Source organism: Rathayibacter sp. AY1D5 (assembly GCF_002932515.1).
GTDB lineage: Bacteria > Actinomycetota > Actinomycetes > Actinomycetales > Microbacteriaceae > Rathayibacter.
The window spans coordinates 1-17235 of record NZ_PSVU01000012.1 but is presented as its reverse complement, the minus strand read 5'-3'; the positions used below and the strand labels follow the sequence as shown (position 1 = coordinate 17235).

Here is a 17235-nt window from a genome sequence, read left to right as displayed (position 1 = left end):
CTCGCCCTTACCCTCGTGAGGGGGGAGTGCGCTCCTCCGTGCGCGGACGCAGATCGTCGCCCGTGGAGGAAGGAACCGCCATGCCGTCATCCCGCCGACTCGCCCTGCCCGCCGCCGCTCTCGCGGCGCTCGTGCTCGGCCTGGCCCTCCCCGGAGCGGCCGTCGCGGCCCCCTCAGCCTCGACGGTCTCGACCACGGTCGAGCAGCCGGCCGCGACGACCATCCCCGGCGTGCCGGAGGATCCCGAGCAGCCGGGCGACGGCGGCTCCGACCCCGTTCCCGGCGTCCCCGAGGAGCCGTCCGTTCCCGGAGTGCCCGAGGAGCCGGCAGAACCCGAGCAGCCCGCTCCGGTCGACCCCGCGCCCGTGGACCCCGCGCCGGTCGATCCGGCACCGGTCGACCCCGCGCCCCAGCAGCCGAGCCAGCCCTCCACCGGCGGCGGATCCACCGGCGGTGGATCGACCGGCGGCGGCTCGACCGGCGGTGGATCGACCGGCGGCGGCTCGACCGGCGGCGGCCAGCAGGGCGGCTCCGGCGGCGGTCAGCCCTCCACCGGCGGCGGATCGTCCTCCGGCGGCTCCGGCTCCGGCGGCGGCACCACCGGCGGAGCGACGTCCGGCGGCACCTCCGGCGGCGGCACCACAACCGGCACCACCACGTCCGGCACCGCCGGCTCCTCCGGTGCGGGCGCCGTCACTCCGGCGGCGTCGGCCCCCGGACGCACCGAGCTCGGCACCTCGACCGAGGGCGCGAAGCCGGCGGCCGGTGCCGCGACCGCGGACGTCTTCCTCACCCGCGAGCTCGCCGTCCAGCCGGAGGCGCTCACCGTCGAGCTCGCCCGCTTCTACGGCGTCGGCTTCTCGTACACCGGCTTCGCGAGCGGCGAGGCCGTCTCGGCGGTCCTCCGTGACCCGAACGGCACCAAGACCCCGCTGACCCTCGAGGCGGGGAGCGGCACCGCGACCGTGCCGACCGCGCTGATCACCAAGTCGGGCGCCTTCACGGTCGACCTCACGGGCGACCAGGGCTCCGCCGCCAAGGTCGTCTTCCGGCTCGCGCCCTCCACCGGCAACGGCCTCCTGCTCGAGCCGCGCGAGCTCGGCGACGGCAGCACCGAGGCGCCCCGCGGCGCCGTCTGGGGCTTCGACGCCGACGAGGAGGTCGCCGTGGGCGCCTTCGAGACCTCCGGGGCCCGCGCCGACCTGGCCGCCGGCGACGTCGCCGTGCAGTCCGACTCCATCGGCTGGGCCGAGCTGGCGCTGGGCGACGCGGTCGTCGCCGACCCCGACCCCTCCGTCTACTGCGTCGTCGCCTTCGGTCGCGAGTCGCACCGCACGGCAGCCGTGACCGTCTCCTACCGTGACAGCGACACCACGGCCGCACCGTGGGAGGCGCAGCAGGTCTGCGGCACCGCGATCAGCGCCGCGCGCACCGCCTTCCTCAGCACGGCCGCCTCGGCGGGACCGGCCGGCATCACGCCGACCACCGCGCTGATGATCGGCGGCGGCGCGGTCGCCGCGTCGCTCGTCGCCTGCGCGGCCGTCCTGGTCGTGATGCGCCGCCGGCGGATGAACACGGACCTCTTCATCGGCGGACCGCTGCCGCGCACGCAGAGCGACTGACGCGTCCCGAGGACGAGGGAAGGCCCGCGGGACGCGATCCCGCGGGCCTTCCCTCGTCCTCTCCCGGCGCTCAGCCGGCCGCGGTGAAGCGGAGGAGGATCGTCCGCGCCTCCGGCCGCAGCTGGAAGTCGGGCCACACGTCCGGACCGCACGCGCGGGAGCCCAGGCCGTGCTGGGCGGCGTCGATCACGAGGACCGCGCGCTCCGACTCCGGCAGCTCGTGCGGGTGCGCGGCGGCCGTGATCTCCTGCGGCGTGTGCCGCGCCAGGGTGAAGCCGGGGAGGCGCCCGTGCAGGTCGCGCGCGGCTTCGATGCGGAGGCGGGGCGAGCCCGCCTCCGTCAGCGTCAGCTCGCGCACGCTGCTGCGGTGACCGCTCTCCTGCGGGCGGGCGTACGGAGTCGTCAGCCGGTCCATCTCCGCCGTGAAGCGCCCCACCCGCGCGGCCCGGAGGCTGTCGGGGTAGGACTCGAGCGGGCCGGTGCCGAACCACTCCGCGCCGTCGATCGACGCGGGCAGGTCGATCCGGATGCCCAGCCGCGGCCAGACGGAGTCCCAGCCCCGGGTCGGCACGAGGTCGACGCGGAGGACCGTGCTCTCCCCGTCGACGCTCCAGCGCTCCTCCATCAGGAGTCCCGCATCGAGGTCCGCGGCCGAGAAGCGGGTCACGCGGCGGAGCCCGGCGGAGGCGTCCACCTCCTGCACGCGGCCGACCAGGCGGTCGAGTCCGGCCTCGCGCCAGCGGGCGGCGGAGGACGGGGCAGGGGTCCCGCGGCCGTCGCCGTCGTACGGGTCGCCGGTGACGTAGCCGGGGAAGCCCGCGCCCTCGTCGTTGTCGGTCGGGGCGCGCCAGAGCTCGGCGCGCGGTCCGTCGACGGGCAGGCCGGCGAGGAAGGCGAGCCGGCCGTCGCGGAACCGCGCGACTCCGAGCGCGCCGCCCTCGAGGGGCGGAGCGGCGCGGACGGCGCGGGTCCACGCGGGCACCGCCGACGGCGCGGCGAGGAGGTGCTGACCGGTGGAGAGCACGTGGCCCTCCTCCGCCCAGGCGGTCGAGGCGTCGAGGACCGCGTCGACGGTGAGCCAGGTCTCGCCGCCGGGGCGCACCTCGAGCGGGGGGAGCTCCACGTGCACGGCGTCGCCGGCCGCGATGACCGGGGCGTCGAGCACTCCCTCCGCGGTGACCCGCCCGTCCCGCTCGACCCGCCACGCGAAGCGCAGATCGGCGGTGGAGGCGTCGTGCCGGCGATTCTCGATGACGACGCCGTCGCCGCGGACCGTGAGGCGCACCGGAGCGACGATCTGCTTCCACTCGAACAGGCCCGGGCTGGGCGTGCCGTCGGAGAGCACCATGCCGTCCATCACGAAGTTGCCGTCGTGCACCACCTCGCCGAAGTCGCCGCCGTACGCGTAGTACTCGACGCCCTCCGGCGTGCGCGCCCGCAGGCCGTGGTCGCGCCACTCCCAGACGAAGCCGCCGTGCAGCCGCGGGAAGCGGTCGACGAGGTCCTCGTACTGGTCGATCGCTCCCGGGCCGTTGCCCATCGCGTGCACGTACTCGCAGAGCAGGAAGGGCTTGGAGCGCTGCCGAGCGGATTCGCCGGGGGAGCAGCCGAGCAGCGGAGTGAGCGAGCCGTCGGTGCCGATCCGCTCGGTCTCGGGGATCGAGGAGTACATCCGCGAGTACACGTCGGTGTACGCGCCGGTGTAGTCGCCCTCGTAGTGGACGGGGCGCTCGGGGTCGCGGCCGTGCACCCACGCGGACATCGCGGCGAGGTTCGCGCCGGTGCCCGCCTCGTTGCCGAGGGACCAGAGCACGATGCTCGGGTGGTTCTTGTCGCGCTCGACGGTCCGCTCGATGCGGTCGAGGTACGCCTCGCGCCAGGCGGGGTCGTCGCTGGGGTTGCCCGCCCAGCCGACCCGCTCGAAGCCGTGGGTCTCGAGATCGCACTCGAGGACCACCCAGAAGCCGAGCTCGTCGGCGAGGTCGAGCAGACGGGGATGCGGCGGGTAGTGGCTGGTGCGGATGGCGTTCACGTTGAAGCGCTTCATCATCGCGAGGTCCTCGCGGGCGGAGTCCTCGTCGAACGCTCGACCGCGGTCGGGGTGCGTCTCGTGGCGGTTGACTCCGTGGAAGACGACGCGCTCGCCGTTGACCAGGAAGCGGTCGCCGCGGATCTCGACCGTGCGGAAGCCGAGCCGCAGCGAGACCGTCTCGCCGGCGGAGGCGAGCGTCGCGTCGTAGAGGCGCGGAGCCTCCGCCGACCACGGCTCGACCTCGGGCACCTCGATCGCGGCGATCTCCTCCGCCGAGGCCCAGACCGTCTCGATCCCGAGCCCGGGCACGCGCAGCGTCAGCGGGAACGCGTCGGCCGCGGCGGTCACCTCCGCCTCGATGCGGCCCGCGCCGCCGGCGAAGGAGGAGCGCAGCCACACGTCCTCGATCCCGCCGACGGGGCGCGCGAGCAGGTGCACCGAGCGGAAGATCCCCGGCAGCCACCACTGGTCCTGGTCCTCCACGTAGCTCGAGGCCGACCACTGGTGCACGCGGACCACGACGAGGTTCTCGCCCGGGCGGACGACGCCGGTGACGTCGAACTCCTGCGCGAGCCGGCTGCCGGAGCCGATCCCGATCTCGACGCCGTTGACCCAGACGCGGTAGCGGGACTCGACCCCGTCGAAGCGCAGGACGACCGCCTCGGCGGAGTCCCACTCCTCCGGGACCGCGACGGTGCGGCGGTAGTCGCCCGTCGGGTTCGCGTCCGGCACGAACGGCGGCTCGGTCGGGAACGGGAACTGCACGTTCGTGTAGACCGGCAGTCCGTAGCGCCCGTCGCCCTGCAGCACCCAGTGCGAGGGCACCGGCATCAGGTCCCAGCCGGAGTCGTCGAACGACTCGTCCCCGACGGCGTCCACGCCCTCGCCCTCCGGCAGCATGCCGGCGCCGCCCGGGGTCCCCGGAGCGGCGGGGAGCAGGCGGAAGCGCCACTCCCCGTCCAGCGGGAGCGCCGGAGCGTCGGTGTGCAGCCACGAGCGGGGGGCCCGGCGGCGGCCGGAGCCCGGTCCGGTGTCCGTCAGGTAGTGGGAGGTCGTCGGGGGATTCGTCACTTCACGGAGCCTTCCGTCAGGCCGCCGCGCCAGAAGCGCTGCAGCACGATCATGGCGATGGCGAGCGGGATGATCGACAGCAGGACGCCGCCGGTCGTCAGCTCGTAGAACTCGGGCAGGCGGTCGACCTGTCCGAGCCAGTTGTTCAGTCCCAGTGTGATCGGGAACAGGTTCGTGTCCGAGAGCATCACCAGGGGCAGGAAGTAGTTGTTCCAGATCCCGACCAGCTGGAAGAGGAACACGGTGACCAGCGCGGGAGTCAGGATGCGCAGTCCGAGCGTGTGGAAGATCCGCAGCTCCCCGGCGCCGTCGATGCGCGCCGCCTCGATGATCGCGGTATCCACGGTCGCCTGAGCGTAGATCCGGCAGAGGAACAGCCCGAACGGCGAGACGAGCGAGGGGATCAGCACGCTCCAGTAGGTGTTCGCGATGCCCATCTGGCTGAAGAGCAGGAACAGCGGCAGAGCGGTCGCGGTGCCCGGCACCAGGACGCCCGCGAGGATCGTCCCGAACACGAGCCTGCTGCCGCGGAACTCGTACTTGGCCAGCGCGTAGCCGCCCGCCGCGGCGAGGTAGGTCGCGAGCAGGGCGCCCACTCCGGCGTAGAGGACGGAGTTGAGGAACCAGCGGACGAAGATGCCGTCGCCGTAGGTCAGCACCTGCGTCAGGTTGTCCCAGAGCGCGAACGTCGGGGCGAACCAGAAGCCGTAGGTGGCGAAGAGGTCCTCGGTCGTCTTGGTCGCCGCGACGACGACCCAGTAGACGGGGATGAGGAAGTAGATCGCCACGACGACGAGGATCGCGGTGACGATGATGGTCGAGGCGCGGTTGCGGCCGGCCGAGCGGTCGGGCCCGCGTCCGGCCTTCACGGGGCGGTCGGCGGTGACGACTCCGGTGGTCGTGGTCGGCGGGCTCTCGGTGCGGCTCATGACGACCTCCTGTTCGAGATCGAGAGGAACGTGAAGGAGAGCAGGAACGCGACCAGCGCGATCAGGACGGCCTGGGCGGCGGCGACGTTGTAGTCGTTGTAGGCGAAGGCCGTGGTGTACGCGCTGAGGTTCGGCGTGTACTGGCTGTCGATCGCCGGAGCGACCGTCTTCAGCACCTGCGCCTCGGCGAACAGCTGGAGCGTTCCGATGATCGAGAAGATCGTCGTCAGCACCAGCGCGGGGCGGATGAGCGGCAGCTGGATGCTGCGGGCGACGCGCCAGGTGGAGGCGCCGTCGACCTTCGCCGCCTCGTAGAGCTCGACCGGGATCGCCTTGAGCTGGGCGACGATGATCAGCATGTTGTAGCCGGTGTAGCTCCAGAGCGAGATGTTCGCGATCGACCAGAGCACCGTGTCCGCACCGAGGAAGTCGGGCTGGAGCCCGACCACGTTCGCCGCGTCGATGAGCGGGCTGAGGCCGGGCACGTAGAGGAACGACCACAGGATCGTCGCGATGACTCCGGGTACTCCGTAGGGGAGGAAGTAGGCCGCCCGGAAGAAGCCGGGGAACTTCGCCGACGCCGACTCGAGCATCAGCGCGAGGACGGTGCAGAGGGCGATCATCACCGGCACCTGGACGATGCCGAAGAGGAACATCCGCCCGATGGAGGCGATGAAGTTGCCGTCGGCGAGGGCCTGCGCGTAGTTGTCGAAGCCCGCGAACCCGCTGGTGACCCCGGCCTCGCCGAAGAGGCCGGAGCGCGTCACCTTCGTGAAGCTGGAGCCGACGGCGACGACGATCGGGACGATGAACGTGAGGACGAACAGGGCCAGGAAGGGTCCGAGGAGGATCCACGGGGCGCGGGCGACCGCGCGGCTGCGCCGGGGCGCGCCCGGCGTCCGCGTGGTGGCCGCGACCGCGGCGGCGGCGGGGGAGGTCGTGGTGGTCATGCGGAGGCCCTCCTGATGCTCAGGCCCTTGTTCTCGAAGACCGTGATGATCTGCTGCTCCGCCTCGGCGACCGCGTCCACGAGCGAGAGCCCGGACGCCTTCTTCCGGAAGCCGTCGCTGAGGATGTTGAAGGACTGCTGCGTGACGGGCCACCAGGACCAGTCCGGGTTCTGCTCCTTCGATGCGGGCACGAGGACGTCCTCGTTGTAGTTCTGCCCGCTGAAGAAGTCGCTCGGACCCTTGCGGGCCGTGCCGATCTCGCCGACCGCGGGAGACCAGCCGATGCCGCTGTTGGCGATCATCGCGTCGATGCCCTCCTGCGTGGTGGTCATCCAGACGGCGAACTCGATCGCCTCCTCCGGGTGCTTGCTGCTCGAGAACACCGCCGCGGTCGATCCGCCGAGGAAGCTCGAGCCGAAGCCGGTGTCGCCCCAGACGGGCATGGGAGCCGCGCGCCACTTGCCCGCGCCTCCGCTGACCCCCTCGATCAGGGCGTCGCCCCAGCTGCCGGTGGCGCAGGAGGCGATGCCGCCCTTCGCCGCGGCCGCGAACCACGCGGGGGAGTAGGCGCCGTAGCCGGTCTGCACCAGGTCCTGGTCGATGGCCGTGTCGAAGAAGGAGGCGACGCGCGTCGTGGCGTCGTCGGTCATATCGATGACCCAGCCGTCCTCCTCCGGGCGCAGCCACTGCGCGCCGGCCTGCGTCGCGAACGCGGCGAAGACCGAGGCGTCGGCGAGCGGGAAGCAGTCGATGTAGGAGCCGGCTCCGCGCAGCTCCGTCGCCACCGCAGCCCAGTCGTCCCAGGTCGTCGGCGGCTCCGCACCCACCTTCCCGAACACCTCGGGCTGGTAGAAGAGCGCCATCGGGCCGCTGTCCTGAGGGATGCCGTAGACGCCGCCCGTGTAGCTGACCTGGCCCCAGAGCGTGGGGTCGTACAGGTCGCGGTACTGCTCGACGCCGTACCGGGTGAGGTCGACCAGGCCGTTGACGAGCATGAACTCGGGGACGGAGCGGATCTCGACCTGGCCGAGGTCCGGCCCGCCGCCCGCGGCGAGGGCCGAGTAGAGCTTCTGGTACCCGCCCGCGTTGCCGCCGGGGATCCAGACGGCCTCGACCTGGATCTCGGGGTGCGAGGCGTTCCAGACGTCGCAGACCTTCTGCAGGTCCTTCAGCCAGCCCCAGTACTGCAGGCGGACCGGGCCGGTGGCCGGGGCGATCGTCGGCGCCGTGTTGACCGAGACGGTGCCCGGTGTCGCGCAGGCCGTCAGGCTCCCGAGTGCCGCGGTGCCGAGACCGGCGGCGATGAGCTGTCTCCGGGTGAACGGATGCATCTTCCCTCACTTCGTCGTGGTGGAGAGCCGGGGAGTCTCACCCGGCGATGATCGGGACGCTACCACGAATTCGAGTAGGTACTCGAAATTGGCGGCACTGCTCCTCCGCCGCCGCTACGCTGGCCGTTCGAGGGGCACGGCGAGGCGCCTCCAGTGCGGAGGAGGGGTCGATGGCGGAGGCGACGAGGCGACGCGGCCCGTACGCGAAGTCGGCCGAGCGCCGGCGAGCCATCATCGAGGCCGCGCACCAGGTCTTCGCCGCGCGGGGCTATGCCCGCGGCTCCCTCCAGGAGGTCGCCGACCGCGTCGGGCTCAGCCAGACGAGCCTCCTGCACTACTTCCCGTCGAAGACCGACCTGCTCTTCGCGGTCCTCGAGCACCGCGACCTGATCACGGGCGACGGTTCCTCGCCGCCGGACCCGGAGGAGGGGCTGGTCGCCGGCATCCTGCGGCAGACCCGCTACAACGAGACGGCGCCCGGAGTGATCGAGCTGTACGCCGTGCTCTGCGGCGAGTCGACGACGCAGGAGCACCCGGGGCGCGACTTCTTCGCCGCGCGGTTCCGCCGCCTCCGCAGCGAGTACGCGGCCGAGCTGCGCGAGCTCCAGGCAGCCGGCCGCCTGCGCGAGGGGTCCGATCCGGAGCGGGTGGCGGCGTCGATCATCGCGCTCTGGGACGGTGTGCAGCTGCAGTGGCTGCTCGAGCGCGACGCGGTGGACATGGTGGCGTGCCTGGCCGACTACCTCGACCTCGTGGTGCTGCCGGCTCCCTAGCCGCTGGCGCGAGGGAACCCCGGCCCGTCGAGGGGACCCGCCGTCCGCGGCGGTCTCGATGGTCCGGGGTTCCCGCGACCGTGGTGCGCGCCTAGGGCAGCAGGCGGGTCGGGCCGCGGAACAGGTAGGTGACCTCGCGGAGGTTCGCCTGGTTCAGCATCAGCATGATCACGCGCGAGAGGCCCATGCCGAAGCCGCCGTGCGGCGGGACGCCGTAGCGGAAGAAGTCGAGGTAGAACTCGAGCTCCTCCGGGTCCAGGCCCTTCTCGCGGGCCTGCTCGACGAGGACGTCGACGCGGTGCTCGCGCTGGGCTCCGGTCGAGATCTCGACGCCGTTGTAGATGAGGTCGTAGCTGTTGGTGATCGTCCCGTCGCCCTCGCGGCGCATGTGGTAGAACGGCCGGATGCTCGACGCGTAGTCGGTGAGGAACACGAAGTCGTGCCCGAACTCCTCCTGCACGTAGGCCGCGATGCGGCGCTCGCCCTCGGGGTCCATGTCGTCGTCGGCCCGGGGCACCTCGTAGCCGCGCTCGGCGACGATGCGCTTGGCCTCGGCGAGCGGGATGCGCGGGAACGGCGTGGTCGGGACGGTCAGGTCGATGTCGAAGAGCGCCTTGACCTCGGCGCCGTGCTTCTCGACGACGGCGGTGAGGCCGGCGACCATCAGCTGCTCGTGCAGCTCCATGACGTCCTCGTGCGAGTCGATCCAGGAGACCTCGGCGTCGACGCTCGTGAACTCGGTCGCGTGACGCGAGGTGAAGCTCGGGTCGGCGCGGAAGGCGGGGCCGACCTCGAAGACCTTGCCGAAGCCGGCGGGCTGCGCCATCTGCTTGAAGAACTGGGGGCTCTGCGCCAGGTAGGCCTTCGTCTCGAAGTACTCGACCTCGAAGAGCTCGGCCCGCGACTCCGAGGCGCTCGCCATGAGCTTCGGGGTGTGGATCTCGATGAAGTCGTGCTCGATCCAGTACGTGCGCAGCGCGTGCTCGAACGTGGTCTGCACACGGGCGATGAGGTTCTGCTCGGGACGGCGCAGGTCGAGGAAGCGCCAGTCCATGCGCTTGTCGATGCCGGAGTCGGGCGCGATCGGCGCCTCCGGGATCGACGCGGCGACGACCTCGAGCGTCTCGAGCTTGACCTCGATGCCGCCGAGCTTCACGCGCTCGTCGTGCTTGAGCGCGCCGGTGACGGTGATGAAGGAGCCCTGGGCGAGGCCGGAGATCTCCTCGGTGATCGCGAGGCGCGCAGCCGACGCGTCGTCGCCCTCGACGGCTTCGCGCACGGCCGGGTTCACCAGCTGCACGGCACCGGACTCGTCGCGCAGGACGACGAACTGCACCTTCTTCTGGTCGCGCACGGTCTCGACCCAGCCGGACACGCGGACGGGTCCGTCCTCGAGCGCGGCGAGCTTCTTGACAGTGGTTCGGGGGAGGCGGGTCTCGTCGGTCACGGTAGGGGAGTCTACTCGGGGGCCGCCGGGCGGGCGCGGGGCAGGAGCACGCGCCGGCCCGCGGCCTCCGGCGCGGCACGAAAGGGGGTGCAGTCGGTCCCCCTGCGTGCTCCGGCGTCGGGCTAGCATCGCGGAGCGAGCGCGCGGGCTCGAGAGGATCCGAGGGGGATGTGCCATGGCGGGACCGGGATTCGCGGTCATCGACTTCGAGACGACGGGGGTCCGTCCCGAGCGGGGCGACCGCGTCATCGAGGTCGCTGTCGTCCATCTCGATGCGGAGGGGCGCTTCGAGGCGGCGTTCGAGACGCTCGTGAACCCGGACCGCGATCTCGGCGCGCAGAGGATCCACGGCATCTCGGCGCGCGAGATACTGGACGCACCGTCCTTCGCTGCGATCGCCTCCGACCTGCTGGCACATCTCGACGGCCGGGTGGTCGTCGCCCACAATGCGAGCTTCGAGCGGCGGTTCCTGACAGCGGAACTGGCCCGACTCGGCGTCGAGACGACACTCTCGAGCGAGATGCTGCTGTGCACGATGCAGCTCGCACGCGAGTTCCTGCCGGGTGCGGGGCGCTCGCTCGCCGACTGCTGCGCCGCGTTCGACATCCCGCTGGAGAACGCTCACCGAGCGGTCGTCGATGCGACCGCCACGGGCCGCCTGCTTGCGGAGTACATCGCCGTCTCCGGTGGTCGCGACCGCTGGGACGATCACCTGAGAGAGGCACTCGCCTACGGTTGGCCTCCCGTTCCGCGGAGGCGCACACTGTGGACGCCCCGACCCGCGACCGCCGTGGCTCCCGCCTCCTTCCTGGAGCGCGTCGTCCAGCGGATGCCCGACCACTCCGGACCCGTGGAGCACGGCGAGTACCTCGCACTCCTGGACCGCTGCCTCCTGGACCGCGTCATCTCGGCGCACGAGGAGCGCGAACTGGTCACCGCGGCCGACGACCTCGGAATCGGTCGTGCGGTCGTGCGCGTCCTCCACGACCGCTACTTCGACGACCTGACCGCGGTCGCCTGGTCGGACGGCGTCCTCGCCGACGACGAGCTGATGGACCTCGCGACTGTCGCCGATCTGCTCGGCATCGATCACGAGCGGCTCGTCGCGGCCACGGAGCCGCGGGACGCCGTCGAACAGCCCGCGCCCGTCGTCGACCGCTTCTCGCTCGAGCCGGGCGACCTCGTCGTCCTGACCGGGGAGATGCGCCGGACCCGCCAGGAGTGGACGACCGTCCTCGAGGACTGCGGGCTGATCGCCCACCCCGCAGTGACGAAGAAGGTCAAGCTGGTCGTCGCCGCCGATCCCGACTCCCTGTCCGGCAAGGCGAGGAAGGCCCGCGACTACGGGATCCCCGTCGTGAGCGAGGACGGCCTCGCCGCCCTCCTGCGCGCATGAGCACCGCACTGATCACCGGCGCGTCCTCCGGCATCGGCCTCGCCTTCGCCCGGGCGTTCGCGCGCCGCGGCTGGAGCCTCGTCCTCGTCGCCCGCAGCGAGCAGCGCCTCCAGGAGGCGGCGGCCGGACTGCGCGGCCTCGGCGCCGCGGCGGTCGAGGTCCTGCCCGCGAACCTCGGCGACCGCGAGCAGGTCGAGCGCGTGCGCGCGCGGCTCGTCGATCCGGCCCGTCCGGTCCGCGTCCTCGTCAACAACGCCGGCTTCGGGATCGACGGGACCTTCGCCGAGCCGGACGTCGCCGCCCAGGACCACGCCTTCGAGGTGATGGTGCGCTCGGTCGCCGTGCTCTCGGGTGCGGCGGCGGAGGCGATGACCGCCCGCGGCCGCGGCGCGATCCTCACGGTGTCGAGCGTCGCGGGCTTCGTGCACCTCGGCCCCTACTCCGCGGTGAAGGCGTGGGCGACCGCCTTCGCGCAGTCGCTGGCCGTCGAGCTGCGCGGCACCGGCGTCCGCTCGGCCGCGCTCTGCCCGGGCTGGGTGCGCACCGAGTTCCACGAGCGGGCGGCGATGGACACCTCCTCCATCCCCTCCTTCCTCTGGCTCGATGCGGACGCAGTGGTGGAGGAGTTCCTCCGCGACGTCGCGCGCGGTTCCGTCGTCTCGGTGCCGTCGGTGCGCTTCGGAGTCCCGATGGCCGTGGTGCGGCACCTGCCCGGACCGCTCGTGCGGCGGCTGTCGGCGGCGGTCTCGGCGCGGCGCTGAGGCTCCGCTCAGGTCCGGCTCAGGCGACCCTTTTCCCGGCGTTCCCCCACGCCGCGTTCCGTACACTTGACGTTCGTGGTTGCCGATCAGATCCATCTCGTGCGGCACGGCGAGGTGTTCAACCCCGACCGGGTCCTCTACGGACGACTCCCGAACTTCCGGCTCTCGGATCTGGGCCACCGCATGGCCCGCTCCGCCGCCGACGACCTGCTCGAGCGCCGGCGCCACGTCACGGCGCTGATCGCGTCGCCGCTCCAGCGCACGCAGGAGTCCGCGCAGCCGATCTCGCAGGCGTTCGAGCTCGAGATCCGCACCGATGAGCGGGTGATCGAGCCGAGCAACCGCTTCGAGGGGAAGTCCCTCGCCGCGCGCACCTCCGCCTTGCGGAACCCCAAGCACTGGCCGTGGCTCCGCAATCCCTTCGAGCCCAGCTGGGGCGAGCCGTACCTCTCCATCTCGGCGCGGATGTACGCGGCGATCGAGTCGGCGTGGCAGGGCACCGAGGAGGGCGACGCCGCGATCGTCAGCCATCAGCTCCCCATCTGGACGGTCCACCGCGCCCTCGCCGGCGAGCGCCTCTTCCACGATCCGCGCAAGCGCCGCTGCGCCCTCTCGAGCATCACGACCCTCGAGCGGCGCGGCGACGGATTCGTCGAGGTCGGCTACTCCGACCCGGCCGCCGGCCTGCAGGGCCTGGCCACCGACGTGGGAGCGGTCTGATGCGCCGGACGGGGCGGCTCCGCGCCGCGGGCGTCCTCGCGCTGGCCGCCGCGCTCGCGCTGACGGGCTGCTCCGAGGATCCGCTCGCCGACCAGTACCGCAACGGCAGCAACAAGGGCTACATCTCGGGGGACGGCACCGTCACCGAGATCGCCGCCGCCGACCGGGACGACCCCATCGTCTTCTCCGGCACCGACGAGACCGGCGCCACCATCGACTCCGCCGACCTCGCCGGGCAGGTCGTCGTCGTCAACTTCTGGTACGCCAGCTGCGCCCCGTGCCGCGCCGAGGCCGCTGACCTCGAGACGGTGAACACGGAGTTCGCCGACAAGGGCGTGTCGTTCGTCGGCGTCAACGTGCGCGATCAGGCCCCCACCGCGGCCGCCTTCGCCGAGACCTTCGGGCTCGGCTACCCCTCCATCGTCGACACCGACTCGTCGGTGCAGCTCGCCTTCACCGGCACCGTCCCGCCGAACGCCGTGCCCACGACGCTCGTCCTCGACAGGGAGGGGCGCGTCGCGTCGCGCATCCTCGGCCAGCTCCAGGAGGCGTCGATCCTCTCGACCCTCGTGGGCGACACGCTCGCCGAGGGGCAGTAGCGGCGTGGGCGACATCGTCGTCAGCGGTCAGCTCCTGCTGGCCGTGCCGATCGCGCTCCTGGCCGGGCTCGTGTCCTTCGCGTCGCCCTGCGTGCTCCCGCTGGTGCCCGGCTACCTCGCCTACGTCGGCGGATTCACCGACGCCGACGAGCGTGCGGCCCGCGGACGCCGCCGGGTCGTGCTGGGCGTCCTCCTCTTCGTGCTCGGATTCTCGCTGGTGTTCGTCCTCTACGGTGCGGCGGCGGGCACGGTCGGATTCTGGCTGCGCCAGTACACCGACCTGATCACCCGCGTCCTCGGGCTCGTCGTGATCGCGATGGGGCTCGTCTTCATCGGCCAGTTCTCGTTCCTCCAGCGCACGCTCCGGCCCGGGATCCGTCCCGCCACCGGGCTGATCGGAGCGCCGCTGCTCGGCATCGTCTTCGGCGTCGGCTGGACGCCCTGCCTCGGCCCGACGCTGAGCTCGATCCTCGCCCTCAGCTACGGCGTGGGCTCGCCCTGGCGCGGCGCCCTCCTCGCCCTGGTCTACTGCCTCGGACTCGGCATCCCCTTCCTCCTCGTCGCCTTCGGCTTCAGCTGGGTGACCAGCACGCTCGCCTTCGTGAAGCGCCACATCCGCGTGGTCAACATCCTCGGCGGCGCCGCCCTCGTCCTGATCGGAGTCCTGATGGTCACGGGCATCTGGAACACCCTCGTCTACGGATCCCTCTCGGCGGTGATCGATGGCTTCCAGCCGGCGATCTGAGCCCGAGGAGAGCACGCGCCGCCCCGACGAGGCCGCGCAGCGGAGGACGGACGCCTCCTTCCGCCCCGCCGACCACTACGACTCCGACGGCACCGTCACCCAGCCGGCGCTCGGGTTCACCGGCTGGCTCCGCTGGATGTGGCGCCAGCTCACCAGCATGCGCACGGCGCTGTTCCTGCTGCTGCTGCTGGCGATCGCGGCGGTCCCCGGATCGCTCGTGCCGCAGCGCTCCTCCGACCCCAACGGCGTGACCCAGTACTTCGTCGACAACCCCGACCTCGCGCCCCTGCTCGACAGGGTGCAGGCGTTCGACACCTACACCTCCGCCTGGTTCTCGAGCATCTACCTGCTGCTGTTCATCTCCCTGATCGGCTGCATCGTCCCGCGCACGCGCCACCACTTCCAGGCGATGCGGTCGCGCCCGCCGCGCACCCCCGCGCGCCTGCAGCGCCTCGCCGGCTACACCGTCCGCGAGGTCGAGGGCGCGACGGAGGAGGAGGCCGTCGCCTCCGCCCACTCCGTCCTGCGCCGGGCGGGCTACCGCGTCGAGCGCTACGACGACCCGCGCGGCCGCTGGTCGAGCGTCTCGGCCGAGCGCGGCTACCTCCGCGAGACCGGCAACCTGGTCTTCCACTCCGCCCTGGTCGGCATCCTCGTCGCCGTCGGAGTGGGGGGCGGGTTCGGCTACAGCGGGCAGCGCGTGCTGGTCGAGGGCTCCCAGGGGTTCGCGAACAACCTCGCGGCCTACGACTCCTTCAACCCCGGCCGCTTCTTCGACAGCAGCCAGCTCGACCCGTACCAGCTGACCCTCGACAGCCTCGACGTGAAGTACGAGGAGCAGAACCAGTCGGCGCTCGGCCAGCCCGTCGACTTCACCGCGAACGTCACGACCTCCGAGCGCGGCGGGGGCACCGAGGACCGCACGATCAAGGTCAACGACCCGCTCGCGATCGGCGGCACGAACGTCTACCTCCTCGGCAACGGCTACGCCCCGACGATCACGGTCCGCGACCCCTCCGGCCGGGCGATCTTCACCGACTCGGTGCCGTTCCTCCCGCAGGACGCGAACCTGACCTCCGTCGGCGTCGTGAAGGTGCCGGACGGGCTCTCGGAGCAGCTGGGCCTCACCGGCTTCTTCTACCCGACGCAGGACACGCTGGCCTCCGGGGCGTCGACCTCGATCTTCCCCGACCTGCAGTACCCCGTGCTCTCGCTGAACGTCTTCGCGGGCGACCTCGGCCTCGACGGGGGAGTGCCCACATCCGTCTACGTGCTCAACACCGACTCGCTGACCCGGCTCACCGGCGGCACCACCGGCGTCGCGCCGATCACCCTCAAGCCCGGCGACACGGCCGAGCTCCCGAACGGGCTCGGCAGCGTGACCTTCGACAACACGGGCGCCGACCCGACGCGGATCGGCACCGACAGCGTCAAGCGCTTCGCCTCGTTCGACATCCACCACGACGCGACCCAGGGCTGGGTGCTGCTCTTCGCGATCCTCGTGCTCGCCGGACTCCTCACCTCGCTGTTCGTCCCGCGGCGCCGCGTGTGGGTGAAGGCGACCGCCCAGGACGACGGCGGCCTCCTCCTCGAGTACGCGGGACTCGCCCGCGGCGAGGACCCCCAGCTGGTGCGCGCCGTGCGGACGATCGCCGACCGGCACGCCCCGCTCGACTGACCCGGCTCCCGGACGCGCCGGAGACCCCTCCACAGGCGCCGCCCGGCTGGGCAGGGGCCGAGTCTGTGCAAGCGCGAAGGGGCGGGCGGGGCGGCGAGCGATTACCCTGAGGAGGTGATCGCGACCCTCTCGCAGTACTCGGTGCTGTGCCTCTCCTCCGCCATGGGCATCTACGCCATGGCGTTCGTCTTCTTCGCGATCGACCTCGCCCGCCGCGCCTCCCTGGCCGACGGCGAGTCGATCGAGGTCGTGCAGGAGGCGGAGCGCGTCGCCTCCGCGGCCGCCGCCGACCGCGCGGCCAGCGGCAAGGCCACCGTCGCCGCCGCAGGCTCCGGACGCACCGCGACTCTCTCCCGCATCGGCAGCCGCGTCGAGGACGAGGTCTACCGCGCCCCCGCCCGCTCGAAGACCATGCGCATCGGGTTCTCGCTCACGCTCCTCGGCTTCGTGCTCCACCTCGGCGCGACCGTCCTCCGCGGTGTCGCCGCCGGCCGCGTCCCCTGGGCGAACATGTACGAGTTCTCGATGACCGGGACGCTCATCATCATCGGCGTCTTCCTCGCCGTCCAGCTGCGCTGGGACCTCCGCTTCCTCGGAGCGTTCATCACCGGCCTCGTCCTGGTGCTCCTCGGCATCGCGACCGTCAACTACTACGTCGCCGTCGTCCCGCTCCCGCCGGCACTCCAGTCCTACTGGCTGGTCATCCACGTGCTCGTCGCGATCCTCGGCACCGCGTTCTTCGCCCTCGGCTTCGCGCTCTCGGTCACCCAGCTCCTCCAGGCCCGCCGCGAATCCTCCGGTGACAGCCCCCGCTCGGTCCTCCGCTTCCTGCGCACCCTGCCCAGCTCCCTCACCCTCGAGAACCTCGCCTACCGCGTCACGATCCTCGGCTTCATCCTCTGGACCTTCACGCTCATCGCCGGCGCCGTCTGGGCCGAGAAGGCCTGGGGCCGCTACTGGGGCTGGGACACCAAGGAGGTCTGGACCTTCATCATCTGGACCATCTACGCCGGCTACATCCACGCCCGCGCCACCCGCGGCTGGCGCGGCACCCCCTCCGCCTGGCTCGCCATCGTCGGCTTCGCCGCCGTCATGTTCAACTTCGGCGTCGTCAACGTGTTCTTCAAGGGACTCCACGCCTACTCCGGCCTCGACACCGGCATGTGATCGGCGGGGCCTGG

14 protein-coding genes are annotated in these 17235 nt (G+C 72.1%); 9 read left to right on the top strand and 5 right to left on the bottom strand.

Translation table 11 applies throughout. The features are described 5' to 3' along the window. The first annotated feature begins 80 nt into the window (after window positions 1-80). The gene (locus tag C5C82_RS17445) at window positions 81-1622 is read left to right on the top strand and encodes a hypothetical protein (protein WP_181127700.1); all 1542 of its coding nucleotides are present in this window, start codon (window positions 81-83) and stop codon (window positions 1620-1622) included. Window positions 1623-1692: 70 nt separating this feature from the next. On the opposite strand, the gene C5C82_RS05375 is transcribed toward C5C82_RS17445, so the two are convergent. From C5C82_RS05375 to C5C82_RS05360, 4 genes are read right to left on the bottom strand one after another with little or no spacing between them, the layout of a single operon-like run. Beyond that, entirely contained in the window at window positions 1693-4725 is a 3033-nt protein-coding gene (locus C5C82_RS05375; protein WP_219814825.1) for a glycoside hydrolase family 2 TIM barrel-domain containing protein, read from the bottom strand. Continuing rightward, window positions 4722-5654 carry a carbohydrate ABC transporter permease gene (locus tag C5C82_RS05370; protein ID WP_104354728.1) on the bottom strand — a complete coding sequence of 311 codons (933 nt, stop codon included), beginning with the start codon at window positions 5652-5654 and terminating at the stop codon, window positions 4722-4724. Before C5C82_RS05370 ends, C5C82_RS05375 begins: the two co-directional genes overlap by 4 nt. Further along, window positions 5651-6604 (bottom strand): carbohydrate ABC transporter permease, encoded by a 954-nt coding sequence (locus tag C5C82_RS05365; protein WP_104225918.1) that lies wholly within the window; start codon window positions 6602-6604, stop codon window positions 5651-5653. Before C5C82_RS05365 ends, C5C82_RS05370 begins: the two co-directional genes overlap by 4 nt. Further along, window positions 6601-7935 (bottom strand): ABC transporter substrate-binding protein, encoded by a 1335-nt coding sequence (locus C5C82_RS05360; protein WP_104224859.1) that lies wholly within the window; start codon window positions 7933-7935, stop codon window positions 6601-6603. The genes C5C82_RS05365 and C5C82_RS05360 overlap by 4 nt, the downstream gene beginning before the upstream one ends. A 170-nt stretch (window positions 7936-8105) precedes the next feature. Here C5C82_RS05360 and C5C82_RS05355 point away from each other — a divergent pair, with 170 nt between their 5' ends. Continuing rightward, window positions 8106-8708: a TetR/AcrR family transcriptional regulator gene (locus C5C82_RS05355; protein WP_258059745.1), complete on the top strand. Its 603-nt coding sequence runs from the start codon at window positions 8106-8108 to the stop codon at window positions 8706-8708. 91 nt (window positions 8709-8799) lie between these two features. Here the strand turns inward: C5C82_RS05355 and aspS are convergent, their stop codons facing one another. Then, window positions 8800-10155, bottom strand: a complete 1356-nt coding sequence (gene aspS, locus C5C82_RS05350; protein WP_244229585.1) for an aspartate--tRNA(Asn) ligase — start codon at window positions 10153-10155, stop codon at window positions 8800-8802. 175 nt (window positions 10156-10330) lie between these two features. Between aspS and C5C82_RS05345 the strand changes: the two genes are divergently transcribed. From C5C82_RS05345 to ccsB, 7 genes are all read left to right on the top strand, one after another. Then, on the top strand, window positions 10331-11551 hold the full coding sequence (locus tag C5C82_RS05345) for an exonuclease domain-containing protein (RefSeq protein WP_104354727.1): 1221 nt from the start codon (window positions 10331-10333) through the stop codon (window positions 11549-11551). Further along, a complete protein-coding gene (locus tag C5C82_RS05340; protein ID WP_104354726.1) occupies window positions 11548-12312 on the top strand; it encodes an SDR family oxidoreductase in 765 nt (254 codons plus the stop codon). The genes C5C82_RS05345 and C5C82_RS05340 overlap by 4 nt, the downstream gene beginning before the upstream one ends. Before the next feature lie 75 nt (window positions 12313-12387). Continuing rightward, window positions 12388-13032: a histidine phosphatase family protein gene (locus tag C5C82_RS05335; protein ID WP_104354725.1), complete on the top strand. Its 645-nt coding sequence runs from the start codon at window positions 12388-12390 to the stop codon at window positions 13030-13032. Beyond that, window positions 13032-13631, top strand: coding sequence for a TlpA disulfide reductase family protein (locus C5C82_RS05330; RefSeq protein ID WP_104262952.1), 600 nt, complete (start codon window positions 13032-13034; stop codon window positions 13629-13631). The genes C5C82_RS05335 and C5C82_RS05330 overlap by 1 nt, the downstream gene beginning before the upstream one ends. Window positions 13632-13635: 4 nt before the next feature. Further along, entirely contained in the window at window positions 13636-14376 is a 741-nt protein-coding gene (locus C5C82_RS05325; protein WP_244230512.1) for a cytochrome c biogenesis CcdA family protein, read from the top strand. Beyond that, complete coding sequence (locus C5C82_RS05320; RefSeq protein ID WP_104225914.1) at window positions 14354-16054, top strand: cytochrome c biogenesis protein ResB; 1701 nt, start codon at window positions 14354-14356, stop codon at window positions 16052-16054. The genes C5C82_RS05325 and C5C82_RS05320 overlap by 23 nt, the downstream gene beginning before the upstream one ends. A 162-nt stretch (window positions 16055-16216) precedes the next feature. Then, window positions 16217-17221, top strand: coding sequence for a c-type cytochrome biogenesis protein CcsB (ccsB, locus tag C5C82_RS05315; protein ID WP_104224871.1), 1005 nt, complete (start codon window positions 16217-16219; stop codon window positions 17219-17221). Window positions 17222-17235 lie beyond the last annotated feature (14 nt).